The organism is Paenimyroides tangerinum, from assembly GCF_003865405.1.
GTDB classification, from domain to species: Bacteria; Bacteroidota; Bacteroidia; order Flavobacteriales; family Flavobacteriaceae; genus Flavobacterium; species Flavobacterium tangerinum.
Genome location: NZ_RQVQ01000044.1, coordinates 1 through 24,272, shown reverse-complemented (window position 1 = coordinate 24,272; position 24,272 = coordinate 1). Strand labels below are relative to the sequence as shown.

23 protein-coding genes, 4 tRNA genes and 1 riboswitch are annotated in these 24,272 nt (G+C 31.6%); of the genes, 9 read left to right on the top strand and 18 right to left on the bottom strand.

The features are described from left to right. On the top strand, nucleotides 1–707 hold a 707-nt coding region (locus EG240_RS14215; RefSeq protein ID WP_148096352.1), incomplete at its 5' end, for a T9SS type B sorting domain-containing protein. A 144-nt stretch (nucleotides 708–851) separates the two neighbouring features. Beyond that, complete coding sequence (locus EG240_RS14210; RefSeq protein WP_125020019.1) at nucleotides 852–4,271, top strand: methylmalonyl-CoA mutase family protein; 3,420 nt, start codon at nucleotides 852–854, stop codon at nucleotides 4,269–4,271. Between the two features lie 170 nt (nucleotides 4,272–4,441). Here EG240_RS14210 and EG240_RS14205 read toward each other — a convergent pair whose 3' ends face one another. The 4 genes from EG240_RS14205 to EG240_RS14190 form a co-directional block, all read right to left on the bottom strand. Continuing rightward, on the bottom strand, nucleotides 4,442–5,038 hold the full coding sequence (locus tag EG240_RS14205) for a hypothetical protein (protein ID WP_125020018.1): 597 nt from the start codon (nucleotides 5,036–5,038) through the stop codon (nucleotides 4,442–4,444). Between the two features lie 270 nt (nucleotides 5,039–5,308). Continuing rightward, nucleotides 5,309–5,830: a hypothetical protein gene (locus EG240_RS14200; RefSeq protein ID WP_125020017.1), complete on the bottom strand. Its 522-nt coding sequence runs from the start codon at nucleotides 5,828–5,830 to the stop codon at nucleotides 5,309–5,311. A gap of 59 nt (nucleotides 5,831–5,889) precedes the next feature. Beyond that, a complete protein-coding gene (locus EG240_RS14195; RefSeq protein WP_125020016.1) occupies nucleotides 5,890–6,150 on the bottom strand; it encodes a hypothetical protein in 261 nt (86 codons plus the stop codon). 1 nt (nucleotide 6,151) lies between these two features. Next, entirely contained in the window at nucleotides 6,152–6,916 is a 765-nt protein-coding gene (locus tag EG240_RS14190) for a hypothetical protein (RefSeq protein WP_125020015.1), read from the bottom strand. Between the two features lie 339 nt (nucleotides 6,917–7,255). Between EG240_RS14190 and EG240_RS14185 the strand changes: the two genes are divergently transcribed. Together EG240_RS14185 and EG240_RS14180 are read left to right on the top strand one after the other, a co-directional pair. After that, nucleotides 7,256–8,932 (top strand): formate--tetrahydrofolate ligase, encoded by a 1,677-nt coding sequence (locus EG240_RS14185; RefSeq protein ID WP_125020014.1) that lies wholly within the window; start codon nucleotides 7,256–7,258, stop codon nucleotides 8,930–8,932. A gap of 382 nt (nucleotides 8,933–9,314) precedes the next feature. Continuing rightward, nucleotides 9,315–9,902 (top strand): DUF2538 family protein, encoded by a 588-nt coding sequence (locus tag EG240_RS14180; RefSeq protein WP_125020013.1) that lies wholly within the window; start codon nucleotides 9,315–9,317, stop codon nucleotides 9,900–9,902. 111 nt (nucleotides 9,903–10,013) lie between these two features. Here EG240_RS14180 and cobC read toward each other — a convergent pair whose 3' ends face one another. Genes cobC through cobT form a run of 3 tightly spaced genes read right to left on the bottom strand, consistent with a single transcriptional unit; the run spans nucleotide 10,014 to nucleotide 12,341 of the window. After that, complete coding sequence (cobC, locus tag EG240_RS14175; RefSeq protein WP_125020012.1) at nucleotides 10,014–10,574, bottom strand: alpha-ribazole phosphatase family protein; 561 nt, start codon at nucleotides 10,572–10,574, stop codon at nucleotides 10,014–10,016. Continuing rightward, nucleotides 10,559–11,335: an adenosylcobinamide-GDP ribazoletransferase gene (locus EG240_RS14170; protein ID WP_125020011.1), complete on the bottom strand. Its 777-nt coding sequence runs from the start codon at nucleotides 11,333–11,335 to the stop codon at nucleotides 10,559–10,561. Before EG240_RS14170 ends, cobC begins: the two co-directional genes overlap by 16 nt. 1 nt (nucleotide 11,336) lies before the next feature. After that, nucleotides 11,337–12,341, bottom strand: coding sequence for a nicotinate-nucleotide--dimethylbenzimidazole phosphoribosyltransferase (gene cobT / locus EG240_RS14165; protein WP_125020010.1), 1,005 nt, complete (start codon nucleotides 12,339–12,341; stop codon nucleotides 11,337–11,339). 53 nt (nucleotides 12,342–12,394) lie between these two features. Beyond that, nucleotides 12,395–12,538, bottom strand: a riboswitch (adenosylcobalamin (AdoCbl) riboswitch). A gap of 136 nt (nucleotides 12,539–12,674) precedes the next feature. Here cobT and EG240_RS14160 point away from each other — a divergent pair. After that, entirely contained in the window at nucleotides 12,675–13,793 is a 1,119-nt protein-coding gene (locus tag EG240_RS14160; RefSeq protein ID WP_125020009.1) for a thioredoxin-like domain-containing protein, read from the top strand. A gap of 32 nt (nucleotides 13,794–13,825) precedes the next feature. Here the strand turns inward: EG240_RS14160 and EG240_RS14155 are convergent, their stop codons facing one another. The 11 genes from EG240_RS14155 to EG240_RS14105 all read right to left on the bottom strand — a co-directional run bounded on the left by EG240_RS14155 (nucleotide 13,826) and on the right by EG240_RS14105 (nucleotide 23,689). Next, nucleotides 13,826–14,209: a DUF3037 domain-containing protein gene (locus tag EG240_RS14155; protein WP_125020008.1), complete on the bottom strand. Its 384-nt coding sequence runs from the start codon at nucleotides 14,207–14,209 to the stop codon at nucleotides 13,826–13,828. Continuing rightward, entirely contained in the window at nucleotides 14,199–14,972 is a 774-nt protein-coding gene (locus tag EG240_RS14150) for a HipA family kinase (protein WP_125020007.1), read from the bottom strand. The genes EG240_RS14155 and EG240_RS14150 overlap by 11 nt, the downstream gene beginning before the upstream one ends. Nucleotides 14,973–15,019: 47 nt before the next feature. Then, on the bottom strand, nucleotides 15,020–15,853 hold the full coding sequence (locus EG240_RS14145) for a M23 family metallopeptidase (protein ID WP_125020006.1): 834 nt from the start codon (nucleotides 15,851–15,853) through the stop codon (nucleotides 15,020–15,022). Between the two features lie 26 nt (nucleotides 15,854–15,879). Continuing rightward, entirely contained in the window at nucleotides 15,880–16,272 is a 393-nt protein-coding gene (locus EG240_RS14140; RefSeq protein ID WP_125020005.1) for an HU family DNA-binding protein, read from the bottom strand. Between the two features lie 197 nt (nucleotides 16,273–16,469). Next, complete coding sequence (gene fabD, locus EG240_RS14135; RefSeq protein WP_125020004.1) at nucleotides 16,470–17,342, bottom strand: ACP S-malonyltransferase; 873 nt, start codon at nucleotides 17,340–17,342, stop codon at nucleotides 16,470–16,472. 119 nt (nucleotides 17,343–17,461) lie between these two features. Next, complete coding sequence (locus EG240_RS14130; protein WP_125020003.1) at nucleotides 17,462–19,579, bottom strand: peptidylprolyl isomerase; 2,118 nt, start codon at nucleotides 19,577–19,579, stop codon at nucleotides 17,462–17,464. A gap of 103 nt (nucleotides 19,580–19,682) precedes the next feature. Beyond that, nucleotides 19,683–20,939, bottom strand: coding sequence for a hemolysin family protein (locus EG240_RS14125; protein ID WP_125020002.1), 1,257 nt, complete (start codon nucleotides 20,937–20,939; stop codon nucleotides 19,683–19,685). A 3-nt stretch (nucleotides 20,940–20,942) separates the two neighbouring features. Continuing rightward, a complete protein-coding gene (locus EG240_RS14120) occupies nucleotides 20,943–21,137 on the bottom strand; it encodes a hypothetical protein (RefSeq protein ID WP_125020001.1) in 195 nt (64 codons plus the stop codon). After that, nucleotides 21,134–21,682, bottom strand: a complete 549-nt coding sequence (gene lptC, locus EG240_RS14115; RefSeq protein WP_125020000.1) for an LPS export ABC transporter periplasmic protein LptC — start codon at nucleotides 21,680–21,682, stop codon at nucleotides 21,134–21,136. Before lptC ends, EG240_RS14120 begins: the two co-directional genes overlap by 4 nt. A gap of 2 nt (nucleotides 21,683–21,684) precedes the next feature. Further along, a complete protein-coding gene (locus tag EG240_RS14110; protein ID WP_125019999.1) occupies nucleotides 21,685–22,962 on the bottom strand; it encodes a porin family protein in 1,278 nt (425 codons plus the stop codon). Beyond that, nucleotides 22,952–23,689, bottom strand: a complete 738-nt coding sequence (locus EG240_RS14105) for a type III pantothenate kinase (protein ID WP_125019998.1) — start codon at nucleotides 23,687–23,689, stop codon at nucleotides 22,952–22,954. The genes EG240_RS14110 and EG240_RS14105 overlap by 11 nt, the downstream gene beginning before the upstream one ends. Nucleotides 23,690–23,810: 121 nt before the next feature. Here EG240_RS14105 and EG240_RS14100 point away from each other — a divergent pair. From EG240_RS14100 to EG240_RS14085, 4 genes are all read left to right on the top strand, one after another. Beyond that, nucleotides 23,811–23,883: transfer RNA gene (locus EG240_RS14100), tRNA-Phe, on the top strand. Nucleotides 23,884–23,912: 29 nt separating this feature from the next. Next, a tRNA-Phe gene (locus tag EG240_RS14095) sits at nucleotides 23,913–23,985 on the top strand. A 28-nt stretch (nucleotides 23,986–24,013) separates the two neighbouring features. Beyond that, nucleotides 24,014–24,086: transfer RNA gene (locus EG240_RS14090), tRNA-Phe, on the top strand. 28 nt (nucleotides 24,087–24,114) lie between these two features. After that, nucleotides 24,115–24,187, top strand: a tRNA-Phe gene (locus EG240_RS14085). Nucleotides 24,188–24,272: the final 85 nt, after the last annotated feature.

The window sequence follows — 24,272 nt, the reverse complement described above, 5'->3', positions numbered from 1 at the left end:
CTGATTTCAGAACAGGAAATGTTCAAGGATATTTAATGGATACTGGATTGAATAGACAAGAATTTAGTTTTATTTGGAGATTAGATGGAGGTGAGGTAGCTGTTGATGTACCTTCATACCTTGCTGAACAACCAGGTACATACACGGTTGTAGTAACTTCTTTAGCAACTGGATGTTCAACAACTCAAATAATTAATGTTCAATCAGGTCCTGCGATTTCAATTGATGAAATTAATATAACAGAAGGTTTCTCAGAAACTAATGTTGTTGAAGTTATTGCATCTACAACTCCAGGAGCTGTATTAGAATATGCAATGGATGAGGGAGTTTATCAAGATAGTAATATCTTTGTAGATGTAACTCCAGGAACTCATACCATATGGGTTAGAGTAAAAGGAATAAATGCATGTGCAACTTCAAAAGTAATCAATGTGTTGAATTATCCTAAGTTCTTTACACCAAATAATGATGGATATAATGATACTTGGAATATTTTTGCATTAAAAGATCAACCTGAAGCAAAAATTTATATCTTTGATAGACAAGGAAAATTATTGAAGCAATTAAGTCCAGCAGGAGAAGGATGGGATGGAACTTTTAACAACAGTCAATTACCATCAACAGACTACTGGTTTAAAGCTGAATACATAGAACCAAACACAGGATTACAAAAAGAAGCTAATGGTCACTTTACATTAAAAAGATAACATATAGCTTAAATATAAAAAGGAGAAAATCGAAAGGTTTTCTCCTTTTTTTTGTCAATAAAATATTTTAATGAGGAGATATGAAATGTTTTTAAGTATTTGATAAAATTTGTATATTGCTCTACTATTAACACTAAACCTAGTATGGAAAATAATATCCCTTATAAACCAGAAAATAAAGTAAGAATTGTTACTGCAGCCGCGTTATTTGACGGACACGATGCAGCCATTAATATTATGCGTCGTATCATACAATCAACGGGTTGTGAAGTAATCCATTTAGGACACGATAAATCTGTTGAAGATGTTGTAAATACTGCAATTCAAGAAGATGCTAATGCAATTGCGATGACATCTTATCAAGGTGGACACAATGAATATTTTAAATTTATGTATGATTTGCTTCAAGAAAAAGGAGCTGGTCATATCCGCATCGTAGGCGGTGGTGGTGGCGTAATCCTTCCGACAGAAATTGAAGATTTAATGAATTACGGAATTACTCGTATTTATTCTCCGGATAATGGTCGAGAAATGGGACTTCAAGGAATGATCAATGATATGGTTCAGAAAGCTGATTTTCCAACACCAGATTTAAATCTTCCTGAAGGGAAAGACGTTTACCAATCGCTTTCAGACAAAGATGTAACTACAATTTCTCGTTTAATTTCATTAGCTGAAAATAGAGAAGATGACTTTTTGAAAATTTTTGATTTCAATAAAGTTGAAAATAAATCAACTCCTGTTTTAGGAATTACTGGAACAGGTGGGGCAGGAAAATCTTCTATGGTAGATGAATTAGTTCGTCGTTTCTTAATTGATTTTCCAGAAAAAACGATTGCGTTAATTTCTGTTGATCCATCTAAAAAGAAAACAGGTGGTGCTTTGTTAGGTGATCGTATTCGCATGAACTCAATCAATAATCCACGTGTTTATATGCGTTCGTTAGCAACGCGTCAATCAAACCTGGCTTTGTCTAGATATGTTGAGGAAGCTCTTCAGGTTCTAAAGGCTGCTCACTACGATTTAATTGTTTTAGAAACTTCCGGAATTGGTCAATCCGATACAGAAATTTTAGATCATTCTGATGCTTCTTTATACATTATGACTCCTGAATTTGGTGCAGCTACTCAGTTAGAAAAGATCGACATGTTAGATTTTGCTGATATTGTTGCAATCAATAAATTCGATAAGCGTGGTGCTTTAGATGCAATTCGTGATGTGAAAAAACAATACCAACGCAATCATAATTTATGGGATGCAGATCCTGAAACAATGCCTGTTTTTGGAACAATTGCTTCTCAATTCAATGATCCAGGTACAAACCAATTGTACAAAGCAATCATGGATAAAGTGGTTGAGAAAACTGGTGCTGACTTAAAATCGAATTTCGAAATCACCAAAGAAATGAGTGAAAAGATCTTCGTAATTCCGCCTTCTCGTACTCGTTATTTATCTGAAATTTCTGAGAACAATCGCGGGTATGATGCAAGAGCAAATGCTCAAAAAGAAGTTGCTCAAAAATTATTTGGATTCTTTAAAACAATCGAAACAATTTCTGGAAAAGTTCCAACAGTTAATCAATATGGAATCGAAATTACAGGAACTGAAAATCCAGAATTAACAAAAGTTCTTTTAGCTGAATTCGATAAATTAAAAATGAATTTAGATCCTTTCAACTGGGAAGTAATAACAACTTGGGACGAAAAGGTAAATAAATATAAAAATCCAGTTTATTCATTTAAAGTTCGTGATAAAGAAATTAAGATTCAAACACATTCAGAATCTCTATCTCACTTACAAATCCCTAAAATAGCTTTGCCTAAATACGAAGCTTGGGGTGATATTTTACGTTGGGTTTTACAAGAAAATGTTCCAGGAGAATTCCCATTCACATCTGGTTTATACCCATTCAAACGTGAAGGAGAAGATCCAACGCGTATGTTTGCTGGTGAAGGTGGACCAGAACGAACCAACCGTCGTTTCCATTATGTTTCGAAAGGAATGCCAGCAAAACGTTTGTCGACAGCTTTTGACTCGGTAACTTTATACGGAAACGATCCAGGATATCGCCCAGATATTTACGGAAAAATTGGTAATGCTGGAGTTTCTATTTGTTGTTTAGATGATGCGAAGAAATTATATTCAGGTTTCGATTTATCTCACGCAATGACTTCCGTTTCGATGACAATCAATGGACCAGCTCCAATGTTGTTAGGTTTCTTTATGAATGCTGCAATTGATCAAAACTGTGAAAAATACATTAAAGAAAATAGTTTAGAAGCAGAAGTTGAAGCTAAAATTGAAGCAATCTATAAAACTAAAAATGCAGAACGTCCACGTTACAACGGAGAACTTCCAGAAGGAAATGATGGTTTAGGTTTGATGCTTTTAGGTGTAACTGGAGATCAAGTTTTACCAGCTGAAGTGTATGCTGAAATCAAGAAAAATACCTTAGCTCAAGTTCGTGGAACGGTTCAGGCAGATATCTTAAAAGAAGATCAAGCCCAAAATACCTGTATCTTCTCAACGGAATTTGCTTTACGTTTAATGGGTGATGTTCAAGAATATTTCATCGATAAAAATGTACGTAATTTCTATTCGGTTTCTATTTCAGGATATCACATTGCCGAAGCTGGAGCTAATCCGGTGACACAATTGGCATTTACTTTAGCAAACGGATTTACGTATGTTGAGTATTATTTATCTCGTGGAATGGATATCAATGCCTTCGGACCAAACTTATCGTTCTTCTTCTCAAACGGAGTAGATCCAGAATATTCTGTAATCGGACGTGTGGCTCGTAGAATTTGGGCAAAAGCATTAAAGAATAAATACGGAGCAAACGAGCGTGCGCAAATGTTGAAATATCATATTCAAACATCAGGTCGTTCGTTACATGCACAAGAAATCGATTTTAACGATATTCGTACAACTTTACAAGCTCTGTATGCGATTTACGATAACTGTAACTCGTTACATACGAATGCGTACGATGAAGCAATTACAACACCAACTGAAGAGTCAGTTCGTAGAGCAATGGCAATTCAATTAATCATCAATAAAGAATTAGGTTTAGCGAAAAACGAAAATCCAATTCAAGGTTCGTTTATCATCGAAGAATTAACAGATTTAGTTGAAGAAGCTGTTTTAGCAGAATTTGATCGTATTACAGAACGTGGTGGTGTTTTAGGATCAATGGAAACGATGTACCAACGTTCAAAAATTCAAGAAGAATCGTTATATTACGAAACTTTGAAACACAATGGAGAATTCCCAATCATCGGTGTGAATACTTTCTTGAGTTCATCGGGTTCAAAAACAGTTGTTCCTGCAGAAGTTATTCGTGCAACTGAAGAAGAAAAACAATTCCAAATCAAAACAAAAGAAAGCTTAAATGCTCGTAATGTTGATGCAGCTGAAAAAGCTTTAGAAGATGTACAAACGGCAGCAATCAACAACAAAAATATTTTTGAAGTGTTGATGGATGCATCTAAAGTTTGTTCGTTAGGTCAAATTACTTCAGCATTATTCGAAGTAGGAGGTCAGTACCGTAGAAATATGTAATCAAATTTTTCATAATAAAAACAGAAACGTATCCAATTCTTTTTGGATACGTTTTTTATTTTGGGCGTTCCCTTCGGTCGGGCTTTCCGCTAAATCTTTTTATTCCATTTCATTCCATAAAAAGGATATCGCTTCAATCCCTAACGCGAAACAACATTAATCTATAATGATTAAAATCCCCAAACCAAGATTATAACCATTAAAAGCGCAATAGTAAAATTTAATTTCCATTCAGAATATAAAACATCTGATGCTTTTACAATTATTTTGTAACCGCACCACCAAAATGGAATATTAACTAAGGCAGAGAAATGATAAAATTCTGGTGAGAAATAATAAAAAAAGTATTCGTTAAATAAGAAGTAGCCCGATATATCAAAATACAACTCGGCAATCATTAAAAAGCCTGCTTCGATAAAAAACAATTTCCAACCTTGTAATTTTCTCAAGCTGGTTTCTTTCAAATTATAATGTTGAAAAAAGCAAACACAAACTGCAGCGATTCCCCACATTATAGGACCGTAAGAAGATGTTGCTTTATCATGAATGGGTAAGATACGATATTCCCAAAGCGGAACTGGAACTTTTAAAATTTTATTGATAACTGTATCAAGAAAAACTTCACCGCACATTCCAAACCAAGAGCCGAATAAAAAATAACTTAAAAGAAGTTTTTTATCGACTTTGATTTTGTTTTTGATGTAATTCCAATAAATGATAACCGGTAAAGAAATAATAAAGGTGAAAAGTATTAATTTAAGAATCATATTTTTTTGGTTTCGGCAAATATATGAAAAAGTGAATATTATTTTTTTTAATTGAAACTTGTTTTAATAATAATCTGGTTTTATAGCTATAAAAGGAATAACTATTTAAATGAGTTTTATTCTAACATTTATATTAAATATTTTTAGCAATCATTGGTTCAATGCTTTAATATAAACAGTATTTATAAGTTGAATCTATGATAAAAAAAATATAGCCCATCTTGATAGATGAGCTATATTTTTTATACAAAACTTTGTCAATCCATTTATTTAGTCAAAATATCCAAAACCAGTCATATAATATGCTATTAATTGGGCTGTATAAGAATCTTTAATTGATTTTTTTTCTCTATCTTGAAACTCAGATTCAACATGAATTTCTTCACCATTTATAGTTTTCAACATTTGACTTAAAAATTCTCGTTTGTTCTCGAAATTTATTGATTCTCCTGAATTTGACCAAATTCCAATCTTCGTTGATTTTTTATTGTTAGGATTCACTTTGTAAACTTCTATAAAATAATCCAAATTTTTTATTGTTTTAGTTAAGTAACCTACTTGTACTTCTTTGTCATCTTCTCCATCTTTTCCGGGTATAATCATATTGATAGACCAGCCAGAGCCAAAAACAAAATTTTTCGCTTTAAATTTTGCTTTACAATCTTTTATATGTTGATTTATTTGAGTGTTTATTTCTTTTATCTTTTCTTCAGGGTTTATTTTTTCACCTATTAAAAATGAATTTATTTTTTCAACATCCAATCCTTCAGGAGTAATAAAACCATAACTCAAGGCTATGTTTTCTGCTAATACTTTCTCACCACTTAAACTTCTTTTAGGTTTTGTAAATATTAAATGATTTTTTCGTTGGTTTTATTATTTGTAACTTCATATAATATAGCAAAAACTCCATTTGCTAATTTTTCATCAGATTTTACAAAGTTGTAACTTGAAGTATTATCTAATGTAGATATTGTGAATACTTTTTTCTTTTTATCTATTAGAGCAACTTCTTTATCATCATAAATTACTTTTCCTTTTTTTGTTGTAATTTCTTGAGCTAGTGTCGAAAAACTAATTATGATTAGGCAAATGGTTAATATTTTTTTCATTTTAATAAAATTTATTATATATAATTGTAAAAAGTGTGTATGCAGTTTGATCTTTACTTAGTGGTAGAGAAGATGAATCAGATATATAAGGAATTTTATAAATTTTATCATCTTTAATAATTAATTCACTATATATACTAAATTTCTGAGTTTGTCCTAATAAATTAGAATTCAAAACACCTTGAGTAGAATAATATCCAACTAATTCAAATCTTTCATCTTTTAGTAAATGAAAAGCTAAATTATATGAATTTTGAATTGCAGTTTTTTCTTTTATAGCTCTTCCTATTTGTATTTTTTCACCATTTATATGATGAAATATTTTGCCATCATATTCTATTTTCACATTGTTGTTTTCTGCTTTTAAACGAGCTTTTTCTAGATGATTACTAATAGAATCATTTTTGTTTTGAATAAACTGTTCTATAGAAATATAGTTGTTTGATAAAACTATACTGTCTAATTTAGCTGTATCGAAACCTATTCCAGAAAATAATTTAATTGGGTTGGTTGAAAAATTTACATAAAATGATTCTCTTGGACTAATGAATCTTTTTCTATATTCTGTATTTAAGATAGTCTCTTTATTGTTAGATAAATCCTTAATTGTATATGATAAAATTAAATCTTTATTAGCTAGTTTACTCTCTGTTTCAATAAAAATATAAGATTTATTGTCCTTAACCGAAGTAACATAATATTCGTTTTTTTTCCTTTCAATTTTGGCAATTTCATTATCATTAATTAGTAGAATATCTTTTTTCATTTTCATATCCTGAGCTATAATAAGTAAAGGTGAAAACAAAAAACTTAATAAAAATGAGTAAATGTGATTGGTTTTCATATTATTCGATTTTAACATAAATATATAAATATTTTTTTAATTATAAATCTTTTTTTAGGTCTAAAAATATATTTTTTGTATTTTAATACTTAGGAAGTTTCGAAATTGATAGTTTTAAAATGAATAGTATTATTATAGATGATTTTTTAATTAAATTCTAAATGTCACTTTTAATTAATTTTTTGATAACTCTTTTAAAAGCAAAAGAAAACTCGTAAATTAGAATAACTTTTTAAATACTAACCATTTAATTAATTGCTTATGAGTTTTCCAAAAGATATCGAAATTGCGCAAAACGCAAACATGTTACATATTCGTGATATTGCTAAAAAAATTGAAATCAATCAAGAAGATTTAGAATATTACGGAAAATATAAAGCTAAAATTCCGCTAAGTTACATCAACGAGGAAAAGATAAAACAATCAAAATTAATCTTAGTTACCGCAATCAATCCAACTCCAGCAGGCGAAGGAAAAACAACAGTTTCAGTTGGATTAAATGACGGATTAAATAAAATTGGAAAAAAATCAATTGTTGTTATTCGTGAACCAAGTTTAGGTCCCGTTTTCGGAATCAAAGGTGGAGCAGCTGGTGGCGGTTATGCACAAGTAATTCCTATGGTTGATATCAATCTACATTTTACAGGTGACTTCTCAGCCATCGAAAAAGCAAATAATTTACTTTCTGCTTTGATAGATAATAACCTACAAAATAAACATCATAATTTAAATATTGATCCAAAAACCATCGTTTGGAAACGAGTTATGGATATGAATGATCGTTCGCTACGTTCGATTATTATTGGAGTCGGTGGAAGTCCAAATGGTGTGATGCGTGAAGAAGGTTTTAATATTACGCCTGCTTCTGAAGTTATGGCAATACTTTGTTTAAGTAAAGATTTCGAAGATTTGAAAATCCGTTTAGGAAATATCTTTGTCGGATTTACACATGATAAAAAACCAATTTTCGCGCGAGATTTAAAAGCTGAAGGAGCGATGGCTATTTTGCTTCGAGATGCGATAAAACCAAATTTAGTACAAACATTAGAAAACAATCCAGCAATTATTCACGGAGGTCCATTTGCAAATATTGCTCAAGGAACCAATACTATTTTAGCAACAAAAATGGGAATGTCGCTTGCGGATTTTGTGGTTACTGAAGCTGGTTTCGGAGCTGACCTTGGTGCCGAAAAATTTATGCACATCAAATGTCATTACGGAAAGCTTAAACCTGACGCTTATGTGATTGTAGCAACTGTTCGGGCATTGCGTTATCACGGTGGAGCTAAGAAAGGCGAATATGAAAATCCAGGAATTCATTTCTTAGAAAAGGGAATTGAAAATCTAAAAAAACATATTGAAAATGCTTTTAAGTTTGGATTAAAACCTATTGTTGCGATTAATCATTTTGCAACAGATTCTGAAGCTGAAATCAGTTTTATCAAAGAAACCTGTGCAAGTTTAGGAGTTCGAGCTGTAGTTGCAGATGAATTCACTCAAGGTGGAAACGGTATGATAGAATTAGCTGAAGCTGTTGTAAATGGAATCGAAATTTATCCAAACCATTTTCAACCATTATATAATGTTTTGGATACAGTTGAAAACAAAATTAGAAAAATAGCAACTGAAGTTTATGGCGCGACCGATGTTGTTTATTCTGTGAAAGCTAAAAATCAATTGAAAAATATCTATGAATTAGGTTTCGATAAATGGCCGATTTGTATGGCGAAAACTCAAAAATCGTTAAGTGATGTTGAAACTAAAATCGGTCGTCCGATTGATTTTAAAGTTACCGTTCGTGAATTTGAATTCGCTGCAGGCGCTGGTTTCATCATTCCGATTCTTGGCGATATGATGCGAATGCCTGGTTTACCATCCGTTCCAGCAGCTGAAGCAATGAGTATCGATAAAAATGGTGTAATCACTGGTTTGAGTTAATACATTTAAAAAGGAAATTCTGTAATAGAGTTTCCTTTTTTGTTTGATTTTACTACAGTTTCAAAGACTTTGATAATGAATATATTAACAGGTTGTTTTTTAAGCGATTACGTTTTTTTTCAAAACTTAATTATCTTTTTGTCATGTTGAACTGGTTACTGAGCTTGTCGAAGTACAGTATCTCATAAGAATATTAAATGAGCTTCGTCTTTTTTGCATTTACATAATCTTTTTGTTTTACTATGAAGTTATAGAGTTGAGATAAGGTATGTCGTATTTATAGTTTATTATAAAATTGTCTTGTATTTTATGATATTGTTTGTTTTTATAATATTATTTTTGAAATATTTTAATAGTGAAAATATATAATGAGTATTAAATTATGGATGATATATTGTCTAAAGTTTTAGTTGGGGCTATTGGTGCGATGTTAGCTTTATTTTTTAAACATATTTATGATAAAAGTAAAGAAAATGAAAAAAGCATCCTTCTAGCGGAAGCAATGAAGGACGTTTTAAAAAATGTTTTTATTCTGAATTTGAAAGAAATTCAGAAAGATTATCAGGCTATTTATAAGCATTCAATTGAAAACGAGCAATTATATAATGGACAGAGCATTTCGAATTTGCCTAAAATAAGTAAGTTTTCTTTACATTCACTTAATTATATAGATATTCCTTTTTTAGAATATTTTGATAAGTTAGAATGTATGAAAATTATAAAATCTTCACTAAAAGTAAATTACTCTACCTTGGTTAAAGTTCAGATGGAATTAGAATTAGTCAAAGAATTTAGCCCTTCAGAATTTATAAAAATATATAATAATATACAATCTAATTCACAAATAGAATATTTTGCACGGATGATTAATAGCAGACCAAAAGAATTGTCTAATGCGATTTTAGTATATGAAATTCTTTTAGAAGAAATTGAACAATATATTGAAAAGATGAATAACGATATGTATTAAAATATAAGGTTAGATAAAAAAATGAAAAAAAAATTATTTTTTAAATTACTGCACTCGAAAAAATGAGCAAATCTCAGTTAATTGAGATTTGCTCTTTTTTATTGTACAAAATTATTTCTTCTCAATTATATAATCTTCATTTGAAGTTTTTCCTAAATGAAAATGCAGTATTTCTTCAAAATCAACCGGTATTTTAAAAGCGTTTTGCAAAGGCGTTTCTAGTAAATAAGTCCAAATAGCTCTGATGATTCCGGCGTGAGTAACAATCAAAACTTTTTGATAATCTTTGGTTCGTAACTCATCTAAAAATGATTTTAATCTTAAAAAAAGCATTTCAAAGTTTTCGCCGTTTGGTGTTTTGGTAAATACAAAATCATCGTACCAAGGTTGAATTTCAATTAATGGAATATCGTTCCAAGCTTTCATTTCCCACAAACCGAAATCCATTTCTAATAAACGATTATCTGTAATCAGTGCTTCCGAAAAGTTTTGGGCAACTTGTACACAACGTTGTAACGGACTGCTAAAAACAACATCTAAATCGGTTGGAATTCGATGTTTAAATCGGTCAATTTCTTCCAAAAAAGTTTCGCGTAAAGCAACATCGGTTTGTCCGTAACAAATGCCCGATGGAACTGAAACACGAGTGTGTCTGCTTACAAAAACTTCCATAAAATAATACAACCTAAATAAACTAAAACTTCGGTTACTTGCTGTACGGTTCCTAAACAATCACCGGTATAACCGCCAATATGCTTATTAAAATACCATCCTAAATATATATTTCCTAAATAAGCGAAAGGTAAAATAAGCAAATACCAAACATTTCCTAATAAAAGAAATGGAAGCAAAGTAAACAATAAACCAACAAGCAACGTACGTTTTGGAAGCGCTTTATTCGCTAAAGGTTTTGACTTGCTTTTGTCGATATCGGTAACATACTGATGCGTGTGAATCATCACGCCCGAATAAAATCGGCTGGTACTATGGGCAACGATTATAACCGCACAAATAAACGGAACCGAAATTTGTGCTAAATAATCCATTGCCGAATATTTTAAAAGCAATAAAAGCACAATTCCAATAACTCCGTAAGCTCCAATTCGACTATCTTTCATGATGGTTAAGATTTTTTCTTTTCCGTAACCACCACCAAAACTATCGCAAACATCGGTAAATCCGTCTTCGTGAAAAGCTCCGGTTAGTAAAACGCTAATAATCATCGTTACAATTAAACTGATGTTTATTGGTAAAATGAATTGCAATAGAAAAAATGCCAGTGCGTTGATGCCGCCAACAATCCAACCGATAACCGGATAATATTTTTGCGATTGATTCATGATTTCATCCGAATAATCCAATTTAAATGGAATTGGAATTCGGGTGAAAAACATCAATGCCGTAAGAAAATACGTAAGTTCTTTTTTTATCATTTTATTTGTTCGAAACTCCGGCAGATTCAAAACTTGCCATTTCGTTTAAAAAGTTAACTGCGCTTTGAATGATAGGGAAGGCAAGGGCGCAACCGGTTCCTTCACCAACGCGTAAATTTAAATCTAATATTGCTTTTTGATTCAATGAATCTAAGAATTTTTTGTGTCCGCTTTCGTCAGAAACATGACAGAAAATAGCATTATCAATGATGTTTGGTTCTAATGCTTGGGCAATGGCAAAAGCCGCAGTTGCGATAAATCCGTCAACCATAATTAACATATTACGCTTGTAAGCAGCTAACATTCCACCGCACATTTGAGCTACTTCAAACCCACCAAACGTTTGCATAATTTCTTTCGGATTGGTAATGTTTCCGTGAAAATCCATCACTTGTTTTAAGATGCTGATTTTGTGTTGCAATTGCTCATCGTTCATTCCTGTTCCACGACCGACACAATTTTCAATAGATTCTTTTAAAAGAGAAGCCATGATTAACGAAGCCGAAGAGGTATTTCCGATTCCCATTTCGCCAAAACCAATAATGTTTGAACCTTTTTCAAAAGCAAGGTTTACAATTTTATCAGCTTCTGTAAAACAGAATTCCAATTGCTCGGTAGTCATTGCTTTTTCGGTTAACGCACTTTTAGTTCCGTAACCTGCTTTAGCTTTGATTAATTCTGGATGGTCTTCAAAGTCAAAATTCACACCGGCATCCACAATCTTCATAGCGATGTTGTTTTGCTTACAAAACACATTTATTGCAGCGCCACCTTGTAAGAAATTCATTACCATTTGAAAGGTAACTTCTGGCGGATAGGCACTAACACCATCTTTTGCTAAACCGTGATCAGCAGCGAAGATTACGTGTGTTGGGAATTTTAATTCAGGAGTTAACGTTTGTTGTACGTTGGCAATTTTAAAAGCTAATTGTTCTAAATAGCCTAATGCACCAAGAGGTTTTGTTTTGAAGTCGATTTTGTGTTGAATCTGTTGTTCGAATGTCATGATTTTAAAAAATAAAATCGCAACAGAAGGCAAGGAGTGAAGTGAAAATACAAGTCAATCCCTAGCTCCAATCGCGAAAGCTTTTGATTAATAAATTTTATACAACGACCTGACTTAGATTTTACAATCTTCACAGTTGCGCGACAGTTCAAGAATTTCACTTGATTCCTTGTATAGGGGCAAATATAGCTTTTTATTTTTAGAAGAGAGGTTTTAGAAATGTGATTTGTTAAATGTCATCATCAATTTAATTTTGTCCCAATTTTACAATTATGATTCTTGTTGTTGAACTATTTTCGGTTTTTATAATTTAACTATCAAATAAACAATATTATGAAAAAAATATCTTTAATGCTTTTTTCAATCTTTGGAGCATTCAATCTTTGGGCAGGTGAAATAAAAATTACTACTAACTTAAAAGGATTTTCAGATAGCACACAAGTGTATTTTGTTAGTTCGGAAGGCCCATTGGCTAATACCATCTTACAAAATGGAATTGTGGAAATTACTGCTGAGATTGATTCTAAACCAGATACCTATTATTTGTATTTGCTTGAAAACAATCAACCTTACATAATTACCTTATTTGTTGCTGATGAAAATATTACTATTCAAGGATCAAAAGAAAATTTGATCTATAATGCAAAGATTAGTGGCTCAACGTATCATTCTCAAAAAGAAATTTTAGATAAGTCGCAAATGTCAACTCGTTTGAAAGGTGATGTATTACAAAAAGAAATGCAACAATTGCAAGCTACTGCGGATTGGCAGGATAAAAATGTACAAGAAAAGTATATAGGTGTAAATGGTTCGTTAACTAAAATAGATAAAGAACTTAGGGATTTAGAGCGTAAATATATTTTAGAAAATTTCGACTTAAATTATGCTCAGTCGCTATTAGAATTTAATTTATGCGGAGCAGAATCCGATTTTTATACTTCTGTTTATAATAAAATGAGTAAAGAAGACCAAAAAAACGATTTAGGTAAAAAGTTTTTGCTAGCTTCAAAAAGTAAAAAGTTATCAAAAGGAGATGCTTATTTAGATATTGAGATTCAAAATAAAGATTTAGAAACTATTAAACTCTCTAATTATTTTAAAAAGGATAAGAAATATGTTTTAGTTGATTTATCTTCTGTAACTTGTCCTAATAGTAATCAGGCTTTTCCAATAACAAAGACTTTTTCTGATAATAATACAGAAAATTTGCAAGTAGTAAGTGTGCTCCAAAGTCCAGACGCAGAAACATACAAACATTTTGGAAAGTTAAATACTTCTAATTGGGAATTTGTTTATGCTGAGAACTTTCTAAATTCTGATGATTATATTAAATATCAAGAAAATGCAACTCCAACTTTTCTTCTGTTTGATAATCAAGGAAAATTAGTTGACCGTTGGGTGGGAGCTTCTTCTCATGAATTAAAAATGAACGAATATTTTGGTTCTAAATAATAGAAATGCACTTCAATTACGAAGTGCATTTTTTATTTCACCAACTCGTCATACAAACGAGCAAACGTTTTTTCTAAATCATCTGAAAAACCAGGATGAGGTCGAGATGATTGAATACTTGAACTTTTGATTGCAGTAATCCACCTAAATTTTTCATCGGCTTCTAATTGTGCGATAGGTCCGCCATCCTTTGTTCCAGAACAAATCTTGGCAAACGATTGTAGGTTTTGTTCTAATTGTTCGATATCGAAATCGTTACAAAAGCCTTTGATTTTTTCTTCGTGTATGATGTAATCAAACTTAATGAAACGTTTGCGTTTGCTGAATAAAATCAATCCGATATTCACAAACTCTTCGCGTTCAATTTTTGGAACCACACGAATAACTGCATATTCATAAACTACTTTATCTTGCATCTTGCGCGGCTTTTAGAAAGATATCGGCATGAGCCAATCGGTTCGACATAAATTTAAAATACACATCACGAATTTCTTCATTCGATGGACCTTCTTCCCAATTCAAAAATTCATCCGGAATGGTATTTACCAATTCTCTAAAGAAAGCATCGTTTAGTTTTTGGGTAAATTCTTTATGAACGGTTTCTAGTTCGCTAGCTTGTTTTATCAACGCGTGATCTTTAATCATAGCGAATGGTGTAACCGAAGTTTTTTCCCAATTATCCCAAGAATGATGGAAATAGAAAGCTGCTCCGTGGTCTATTAACCACAATTCTTTATGCCAAATTAAAAGATTGGTGTTTCTAAAAGTTCGGTCAACATTGGTAATGAAACTGTCTAACCAAACAATTTTTGATGCCAATAACGGATCGCAAGTATTTGTAGCTACATCGTAAGTGATGGCGCCTGAAAGATAATGTAAACCTAAATTTAAGCCTTGACTGAATTTAAGTAAATCTTGAATTTCTTCGTCGGCTTCGGTTTGCCCGAAAGCTTTGTCTAACTCTACAAAAACAATTTCAGGAACAGGTAAGCCTAAATGTTTGGCGATTAAACCACCTAAAAGTTCTGATATTAAGGCTTTGGTTCCGTGACCTGCGCCACGAAATTTAATTACATATTTAAAATCGTCACAAGCTTCAGCCAATGCAGGAAGCGAACCTCCTTCTCTTAACGGACTGATATAACGCATGACGTTTACGGTTCTTAGTTTTGGGATCATGTTTTTATTTTATTCTAAAAAGAAATTTTTCTAAAGATAAGAAAATCTTAATGTTTGGTTGTATCTCCTATTTTTAAATCTTCTCCTTTAATTTCGTTCTCAAAAGTAATTGGAATCGAAACAAATGATTGTCCTTTTTTAGGAACTAAAACATTAAAATGTAAATGAGAAATGTTTGTAAAACCTGTCATTCCTGACAAGGCAATAGGTTGTCCTTTCTTGACTTCATCACCAACTTTTACTAGACTACCTTGGTAAATTAGATGACCATATTGGGTGTAAATGCCACTATGTGGATGATAGATGGTTATGAAATTACTTCGGTCGTTATCTCTCCATAATTTAGACGAGCCGCCATGTTTGTAATTTTCAATAACACCAATAACAACGCCATCATCAACGCTAGAAATGGTATCGTTTACTTTTAAGTCAAAATCGATGGCGTATCTGTTATAATCATTGTTATGAGAATAAACACCGTTATAACCTTGGATAATATTATAGTCTTTACCTTTTGGAAAAGGAAATTTTATTTCATTCGGAACTATTACTTGTAGTGGATTACCTATAAAAGTTTCAAATGTATAGTTTATGTTTTTCAGCTTTGGAATATAATACGTCAAAGTTTTACTTTCTAGAGGAGCTAGAAGCAAAGTGTCTTTTAGATGATGTTCTTTATTTATAATTTCATTATCTGTGTAAATTTGAAAACGAAGTGGTGACTTCAACGAATTGTTAATTACAATAAATAAACTGTCATTTTTATATTCTAGTGTTGGATTTATGTCGTATTGGCTGAGTTCTTGTTTTGGAAAAAGATGGTCTTGTCCGTAACCGAAAATACCAATAAAGCAGAATATTATTAAGATTTTAATTTTCATATTTTTTATTTTAAAGGTAGCATTTTCTATTTATTATCTGATTTCTTTAGCTTAAAATCCTTTTTCAACCAACGTTTTATTTTTAATGAAGGCATAAAATTGATGCCAAATTTCTGTACATCTTTGACAGATACATCTTCTTTGTTTTCATGTGCAATTGTTTTTGCAGCGATTGAAAACTTTCCAAGATTCTCTAGATTTACCACATTTCCTTCTTCAAGATGTTTCATGATTTTTCCTTGAAGCGCAATTAAAACCGCATGAACATCGACTTCGGATAACGAAGTTTCCTTTTCAATTTCTTTGGAAAGTTGGTCTATGTTAACAACATCGTTTTGTACTATTTTTAAAAAATAATGATTGTTCTGATTGTTAGATAGGTAATTTTTCCGTTCTAAGATAGTATAAGATATAGCCATAGATACTTATTTTTTTTGTTGCACTTGCTTGATAGTTTTATTTTCACATATATAAAAATAAAAAATTATATATATAAAATCAAAAAGTTATATATATAAAATTAAAAAGTTATATATTAAATTTTTATAAGTCTTAATTAAAGGTATAAAAAAAGCACCTCTCGGAAAGAAGTGCTTTAAGCTATATTGATGATAAATTATCCTTTAATTGTTTCAACTGTTTTATCGATTTTTCCAACTAATCCCATTAAAACTTTTCCTGGACCAAATTCTGTGAATGAAGTTGCACCATCTGCAATCATTTGTTGTACAGATTGTGTCCATTTAACCGGAGCTGTTAATTGCGTAATTAAGTTAGCTTTAATTTCTGTTGGGTCAGAAACTGCGCTAGCCGTTACGTTTTGGTAAACTGGGCAAGTAGGAGTAGAGAAGGTAGTAGCTTCAATTGCAGCCGCTAATTCTTCGCGTGCTGGTTCCATCATTGGTGAGTGGAATGCTCCTCCAACAGGTAAGATCAACGCGCGTTTTGCACCAGCTTCTTTCATTTTCTCGCAAGCTAATTCAACTGCTTTAGTTTCTCCAGAGATTACTAATTGTCCTGGACAGTTGTAGTTTGCTGCTACAACAACTCCATCAATAGAAGCGCAAATATCCTCTACAACTTTATCTTCTAAATTTAAAACAGCAGCCATTGTTGAAGGCGTAATTTCACAAGCTTTTTGCATAGCTAAGGCACGTTGAGAAACTAATTTCAAAGCATCTTCAAAAGATAAAGCTCCGTTTGCAACCAATGCAGAAAATTCGCCTAATGAGTGACCAGCAACCATATCTGGGGCAAAGTTTTCAGCTACTTTAGCAGCGATTACTGAATGTAAAAATACCGCAGGTTGTGTTACTTTTGTTTCTTTTAATTGTTCTTCTGTTCCTTCAAACATGATGTCTGTGATTCTGAAACCTAAGATTTCATTAGCTTTTTCGAACATTTCTTTTGCTACTTCAGAAGTTTCGTAAAGGTCTTTACCCATTCCTGTGAATTGAGCGCCTTGACCTGGAAAAACGTATGCTTTCATATAATTTAGTATTGTTTGTCTTTTTATGAGGTAGCAAAAATAAACAAATTCAGTTGGATATAAAACAAAAAAAAGTCCGTTACGAGAACGGACTTAAATTATGATTTAGCTGATTTTTATTATTGTAATAAAATTTTAGCTCTGTTATCTTCAATTTCAGCTTTGTTATATAAAGCTCCATAAACTGCATTTTGTACTGAGTTTCTATTGTTTGTAGTAACACGAGATTTGAATGCGTTATAGTTTGGTAATTCAGGTGCTTTAGTTACAGATTTACCTTTAATCATGTAAACTCCGTTGTTACCGTCAATTAATTTAGAAAGTTCGTTAGCTTTTAAGGTAACTGCTCTTCCTACAACTTCTGGCTCTTGACCAAAATTAGGGATTGTACTGTTAGAACCTGCAACTTCTGTAGCAACGCTGATTGCAACTTTTGCATTTTTAGCAACTTCTTCTAAAGTTGTTCCAGCCATTTGTTTGCGAATCATTTCAGCTTTTTTCTGTTTCTTAAGAATTGGTTCAACCATTCCTTTAGCTTCAGTAGCAGTCATCAATCCTGTTTCGTTTACAGAAACCAATTTAATGATTAAATATCCTTCTGGTGTATCAAAACGTTTGATGTCTCCGATGTCAGTGTTTTTTCTGTAAGCCCAAGATATAGCATCTGAATTTGGACCAACACCTGGTAACTGATCATCAAAAGCTCCAACTTTTGCTACTGGTTGAGCGATTAAACCTAACTCAGTTGCTAACTTAGAGAACTCTTTAGTTGCAGCACCTTCTTCAAATTTAGTTGCTTGTGAATATAAAGCATTTGAAGTTGCTTCAGAAGCTTCGATTGTTTTAGCGATAGTAGCTAATTGAACCGCTTCTTTGTTTGTTTTGTTATCAACTTTTAATACGTGGAAACCAAAATCTGTTTCTACGATTCCTAATTTTCCAATTGGATTGTTGAAAATGTAAGTGTCAAAAGCAGGAACCATTTGTCCTTGTTTTACACCTTCGTATTTTCCACCTTTATCTTTAGATCCTGGATCGTCAGTGTTAGTTGTTGCTAAAGCTGCAAAGTTTCCTGGATTAGCTTCTAATTGTTTTAATAAATCATCTGCTTTAGCTTTTGCTTCTTCTTTAGTTAAAACTACAGTTGGAGCAGCATTTTGAGCATCTTTATAAGCAATTAAAATATGTGAAGCATCAACAGATTCTGTAACTTCTTTTTTGCTTACTAATTTAGAAATACAATAGTGATTGTTGAACATATATGGTCCGAAAACTTCACCAGCTGGTAAATTATATAATTGTTCTGCAAATTCAGCAGGTAATTCTGCTTTAGAATAATATGTTGAATCGTATGCAACATCAGAATTTGCATTTACATACTCAACTACGTTTTTAGCATTTTTGAAACCTTGAACTGTATCGTTTTTCTTAGTTAAACTATTGAAAACAACAGAAGGTTTTAAGAAATCTTCAATGATTGTTTTTGCAGCAGTTTCGTCTTCTTTTGAAGCTTTGTTCTCAATGAAAACATATTCTACTTCTCTAGAGTTTTGAGTTTTGAATTGATTTGGGTACTTTTTTACATAACCTTCAATTTCAGCATCTGTAATTTTAACTTGGTCATCATTGATAGATGCGTAAGTTACACCAACGAAATCAAAAGTTGCTTTGTCGTTGTCTTTCATGTAAGCAAATTTTGCTTCCAAGTTTGTAGTGATTACAGAAGATTTGATTAAAGTATAATACATTTGCTCTTTAGCAAATTTTTCTAAATCAGCCTCAAAAGTTTTCCAAGCGTTCCATTGTTCTGGTCCACCTGCTTTCATTTGAGCGATAAATGTATTTAATTTAGCCATGTCAAATTGACCAGCTTCATTTAAGAATTGAGGATTTTGACCAAAGTTTGGGTGAGTTTTGATTACATTAATCAATTGGTCTTTACCCATTCTAAGACCCGTTTTTTCGAATTCAGTTCCTAACAAAATATTTCTAACTTCATTGTTCCAAACCGTATTATAAACTTGTGAACCTTGAGTTTGACCATTTTGTTGTGCCATTTGAACTTTCATTTGGAAACTTTGTGTTGGAATATCTACACCGTCAATAGAACCTACGTTTCTAGAACCCATAGTTATACCACCCTCAAATAAACCTCCAATAATAAAGGCAAATAAACTAAATCCGATTACTCCAATAAGTAATCCAGACTTCTCTCTAATCTTTTGTAAAACTGCCATTTTGTGTTATCTAAATTTTTTCAGTGAGCGAAAATACAATTATCTCTGTAATAATAAAAGATATATTTGATTATTTTCTTAAAAGTTATAAGTATTTTTTTGTTTAGTTTTTGATAATTTCAACAATTTCTATCTTTTTATCTGTTAAAGATAGAATCTTAAATTGATTTTTCTCAATTGTGATTACATCTCCCTTTGCTGGGATTTGTTTGTGATGATATAAAATATATTGTTCTAAATTTTTATAATCATCGGATTCCGTTAGACCAAAATTGAATTTTTTATTCAAATATTCAACATCTAATCTTGTTGAAATAACAAACTTGTTTGGAGCAATTTCCTTTTCTACTATCTGAATATTCGCATCATGTTCGTCATCAATTTCACCAAATAATTCTTCGATGATATCTTCCATAGTAATGATTCCGGTGAATTCGCCTTTGTCATTTAAAACTTTAGCAATAGATTTTCTTTTGATTGATAATCGTTTAAACAAATCTTTTATTAGACTGTTTTCAGAAACGGTTTCTATTGGATATACGATGCTTTTTGTTGATTTAGGATTTTCTAAGATTTCAAAAATATGAATGTAACCGATGATGTTATCTTCATTGTCTTCGTAAACTAACAATCTAGAATATCCCGTTTCGATGAATTTATTGATAATGTTTTCAAGCGAATCGTTTACGTTTACCGTTTCAATTTGGATTTTCTGAACCATTGCTTTCTTTACTAAAACATCCGTAAATGAAAGTGCATTCTTTAGGATTTGAAGCTCAGTGTCTAATTTCTCATTATCTTCTGAAGTTTCAATTTGCTTGGTTATGTAGCTTCCTAATTCGCTTATGCTCAGCAGTTGGTTTTCTTTATCTTGGGTAAGATTCATTATTTTTCGTAAAAACCAATCCGAAAGTTTAAGTAGGGGATTTGTTATTGGTGAAAATAACTTTATGATTATTCTAATTGGTAAATTCGAATTTAAAATAACCTGATTTGCATAAGGCTTTATGAAGGTCTGTGGAATGAATTTAGAAAATATATAAACTAACAGTATTGCAATTGATATGTAAATTAATGCAGTAAAAACCAAGTTTGAATCGCTTTGAATTACATTTAAGGATGATTCGGTGTAGCTTATATAATAAAAGCTGAAAATCACAAGTGCTATTGTGTTTCCAGCTTTTAATGTTGAAATGTACAATCTTGGATTTTCTGATAAAATCTTTAAAGTGTACGATGTTATATTTTCTTTTTTTGATTCAAGATTCAAGAAGATTTTATTCGAATAAGTATATGCAACGATAAGGCTTGAGAAAAAAGCTATAAAAAGTAAGCATATTGTTATCGAGAAAATTTCCATAAATTATTGATTGTTTTTTTGATTTTCTTCTATTTTTTTGATGTGACGTTTTCTAAAGAAGAACATGAAAATTGCTACTACAGCAAAAGCTAAGCTAATTTTAAAATCTCCTCCTTCTTGATATTTCATTACGGTATCGTAAAGGAAAAATAGTCCGAAAATTAAATATAGGTATAAAGTGAATTTGTAAGCTTTCATGGTTTAATGTTGTTTATTTCTGCTCTGTTTTGTTGTGCGTTCATTACTTTTAGTTCGTTATCGAAATCAATACCAATTCCTTCAAAATAACTCTTTGTTGGGTCGGTAAATTTAAAATATGCATCTGTAAAAAACCAATTGTCTTTTTGGTTATAATACAATTGTTGTGTTTCTAAGACTTTACCATCATGTGTGGTAATTTTTACATTACCTTGTAAATCGATAATATTTGTTTTATTGTAAGCGGTTGCCTTGTTTGCTACTACAAATGTTTTGTTCTTATTATTATCGAAAACAGTTACGTGAACTTTGTTCGGAAAATGTGTAAATGGATATTTCACTTGTGAATAATCCAACATTTTCTTAGATACCAATATTGCTTTTATTTTAGCAGAATCGGTATATTTTACATTTATATCTTCGGCTTCACCAGCTGCATAAAATTTATTTGCATTCATTTTCTGAATATCTTTCAGGCTGTTTTTTTCGCAACTAGCAACAAAAGAACAAGCTAAAATTAGAAAAAAGCAATTTAAATTTTTCATTTTTATTCGTATCTACGTTTTTGGAACCATCTGTCATTAAACGAGAATCCAACAGAAATATTAAAGTAGTTTTCTTGGATTAGACCGTGATTCTTTGTTCCTTTTTTACCGTATTCAAGTCCAATATTAATATTTGAAGAATCTCTATTTACACCAATTGGTAGTCCAAATCCTAAACTAACAGATGTGTCTTTGATTGATTGATCATTTAATACTAAGCCCGTGTTTTCGTATTTTAAACCAAATCTGTAGGTCCATCTGTGATAATATTTTTCAAATGAATTGTGTTTTGGTGTGTAATATCCTCCTAAACTAAATCTGTGCGAATCTTCAAAAGTTGCGTTTTGTTCATTCGTATAAAAATTGTTTAATTTAGAATTTTGAACTCCTGTATATTCTGCACCAACAAACCATTTGTGATTTTGACCATACCCAACACCTAAACTGTGTTTTTGAGGCATGATTAGATCTTTTTTAGGAGCATCAATATTAATTTGATCAATTGTATTCAAATTACCCGTTGAGCTTAGTTCAACTGTAGATAAAGTTCCTGTTTGTTTGTTTTTAAGTGTTGTTTGTGGACTATAAGTTACAGCAACATCAAGTTTCATTTGGTCACTAAAAACTTTCGAATAGCTCAATGCGGTGTTGAAACTAAAACCACTATAATCGTTCGAAATAATCTGTTGAGAACCACGGTTAATTAAAAAACCAGTTCCGTCATCTGCAATGAATTTTGTAGTTCTATTGTTTGTGTCACCAAAATTATATGCGAATTCGGCACCGATGTTAAAATTTGGTGTGATTTTGTATCCCAAACCTAAGTAAGTTCTGCTAATGCCACCTTCACCGTTATACTCACGTGCTATTTTTTGATTGTTTTCTTCAATTGTATTTGCAATGTTATATCCAACAAAAGTGTAAGGCATGATTCCTAAAGACACACCTAGTTTTCCTGCTGGAAATGCTAATGCAAAATAATCAAAAGTACTTCTGTTAGATTTTTCTGTTGCATTTGCAGTATGAATTTTAGCAGAAGTGTTAGAAAATCCAACGGCTAAAGTAGTTTTTTGCAAATTAGCATACGATGCTGGATTTAATGTATTTATATGGATACTGTCTTGAAAAACAGCTAAACTACCCATTGTTTTAATTTCGTTTGTTCCTTTAAACTTTTGTTCTCCAGTTCCGAAATATGAATATGGAGAGGCAGTTCCTTGTTGGGCATAAGTGCCAGATAGGGTTAGTAAGCAAACTCCAAGTATGATTCTATTTATCATGTTCAATTTTATATTGATATAGCATTATTAAACTTTCTAATAGAAAGTTTGGATTGGCAAATATGGTGTTTTTTAACCTTTTTGCCAAAAATTCTGCGTCTCCGCCTGTTAAAATTATTGTTAAATTCTGAAAGTCATTGATATAGCTATTGATGAAGCCATCAATTTCAAGTAATGTTGCATTTATTACACCAGAATGAATGGAATCATTTGTTGAATTTCCGATTATAGGATGATTTTCATTTAACGACAGCAAAGGTAGTTTATCTGTGTAATCATTCAAACTTTTATATTTTAAATTAATTCCTGGTGAAATCGCACCGCCTAAATATTCGTCATTTGCATTTACAAAATCATAAGTGATGCAAGTTCCAGCGTCAATAATAAGGCGATTTTGTTTAGGGTATTTCAATGTTGCTCCAGTTGCAAGAACACGTCGGTCAATTCCTAAAGTTTCTGGTGTGCCGTATTTATTGATGAATGGTAACGGTGTTTTAGAATTAATTATTGTCAAATTTGAATTTTCTGTAAGCCATTTTTCATCCTCTTGGTTGAAATTTTTGACAGAAGTAAGGATGATGTTTGGTTTTTGAACGCAATTTGAAATTAAATTTTGAATTTTTTTTCTAAAATTTATTTGTTCAAATATTTCGATGTCTGAAATGATATTGTTTTCATAGACAGCAACTTTGGTTCTTGTGTTACCGATGTCAATAGCTAGATTCATATTCTTAAAAGAAGTTTGAACAAAAGTACTCAAAGATTTTTTTAAAAAATATTAGGGAAAGTAAAAAAAAACCTTCTATATTTGCATTCGCTTTTAGGGAGGTAATTAACTCTTTAAAAACGGTACCTTAGCTCAGTTGGTAGAGCAATGGACTGAAAATCCATGTGTCCCTGGTTCGATTCCTGGAGGTACCACAAAAAAAATAAATTACATCATATGTAATGGTACCTTAGCTCAGTTGGTAGAGCAATGGACTGAAAATCCATGTGTCCCTGGTTCGATTCCTGGAGGTACCACAAAAAAATAAATTACATCATTTGTAATGGTACCTTAGCTCAGTTGGTAGAGCAATGGACTGAAAATCCATGTGTCCCTGGTTCGATTCCTGGAGGTACCACAAAAAAATAAATTACATTATTTGTAATGGTACCTTAGCTCAGTTGGTAGAGCAATGGACTGAAAATCCATGTGTCCCTGGTTCGATTCCTGGAGGTACCACAAAAAAATAAATTACATTATTTGTAATGGTACCTTAGCTCAGTTGGTAGAGCAATGGACTGAAAATCCATGTGTCCCTGGTTCG

Coding starts and splice junctions, on each gene's coding strand:
- EG240_RS14170 (WP_125020011.1), bottom strand. CDS start 11,335: ATGATAAAAAAAGAACTTACGTATTTTCTTACGGCATTGATGTTTTTC.
- lptC (WP_125020000.1), bottom strand. CDS start 21,682: ATGAAAAATTTAAATTGCTTTTTTCTAATTTTAGCTTGTTCTTTTGTT.
- EG240_RS14145 (WP_125020006.1), bottom strand. CDS start 15,853: ATGAAAATTAAAATCTTAATAATATTCTGCTTTATTGGTATTTTCGGT.
- EG240_RS14150 (WP_125020007.1), bottom strand. CDS start 14,972: ATGATCCCAAAACTAAGAACCGTAAACGTCATGCGTTATATCAGTCCG.
- EG240_RS14125 (WP_125020002.1), bottom strand. CDS start 20,939: ATGGAAATTTTCTCGATAACAATATGCTTACTTTTTATAGCTTTTTTC.
- cobC (WP_125020012.1), bottom strand. CDS start 10,574: ATGGAAGTTTTTGTAAGCAGACACACTCGTGTTTCAGTTCCATCGGGC.
- EG240_RS14190 (WP_125020015.1), bottom strand. CDS start 6,916: ATGAAAAAAGATATTCTACTAATTAATGATAATGAAATTGCCAAAATT.
- EG240_RS14160 (WP_125020009.1), top strand. CDS start 12,675: ATGAAAAAAATATCTTTAATGCTTTTTTCAATCTTTGGAGCATTCAAT.
- EG240_RS14110 (WP_125019999.1), bottom strand. CDS start 22,962: ATGATAAATAGAATCATACTTGGAGTTTGCTTACTAACCCTATCTGGC.
- EG240_RS14180 (WP_125020013.1), top strand. CDS start 9,315: ATGGATGATATATTGTCTAAAGTTTTAGTTGGGGCTATTGGTGCGATG.
- EG240_RS14120 (WP_125020001.1), bottom strand. CDS start 21,137: ATGAAAGCTTACAAATTCACTTTATACCTATATTTAATTTTCGGACTA.
- fabD (WP_125020004.1), bottom strand. CDS start 17,342: ATGAAAGCATACGTTTTTCCAGGTCAAGGCGCTCAATTCACAGGAATG.
- EG240_RS14185 (WP_125020014.1), top strand. CDS start 7,256: ATGAGTTTTCCAAAAGATATCGAAATTGCGCAAAACGCAAACATGTTA.
- cobT (WP_125020010.1), bottom strand. CDS start 12,341: ATGACATTCGAACAACAGATTCAACACAAAATCGACTTCAAAACAAAA.
- EG240_RS14195 (WP_125020016.1), bottom strand. CDS start 6,150: ATGAAAAAAATATTAACCATTTGCCTAATCATAATTAGTTTTTCGACA.
- EG240_RS14155 (WP_125020008.1), bottom strand. CDS start 14,209: ATGCAAGATAAAGTAGTTTATGAATATGCAGTTATTCGTGTGGTTCCA.
- EG240_RS14130 (WP_125020003.1), bottom strand. CDS start 19,579: ATGGCAGTTTTACAAAAGATTAGAGAGAAGTCTGGATTACTTATTGGA.
- EG240_RS14210 (WP_125020019.1), top strand. CDS start 852: ATGGAAAATAATATCCCTTATAAACCAGAAAATAAAGTAAGAATTGTT.
- EG240_RS14140 (WP_125020005.1), bottom strand. CDS start 16,272: ATGGCTATATCTTATACTATCTTAGAACGGAAAAATTACCTATCTAAC.
- EG240_RS14205 (WP_125020018.1), bottom strand. CDS start 5,038: ATGATTCTTAAATTAATACTTTTCACCTTTATTATTTCTTTACCGGTT.
- EG240_RS14105 (WP_125019998.1), bottom strand. CDS start 23,689: ATGAATCTAGCTATTGACATCGGTAACACAAGAACCAAAGTTGCTGTC.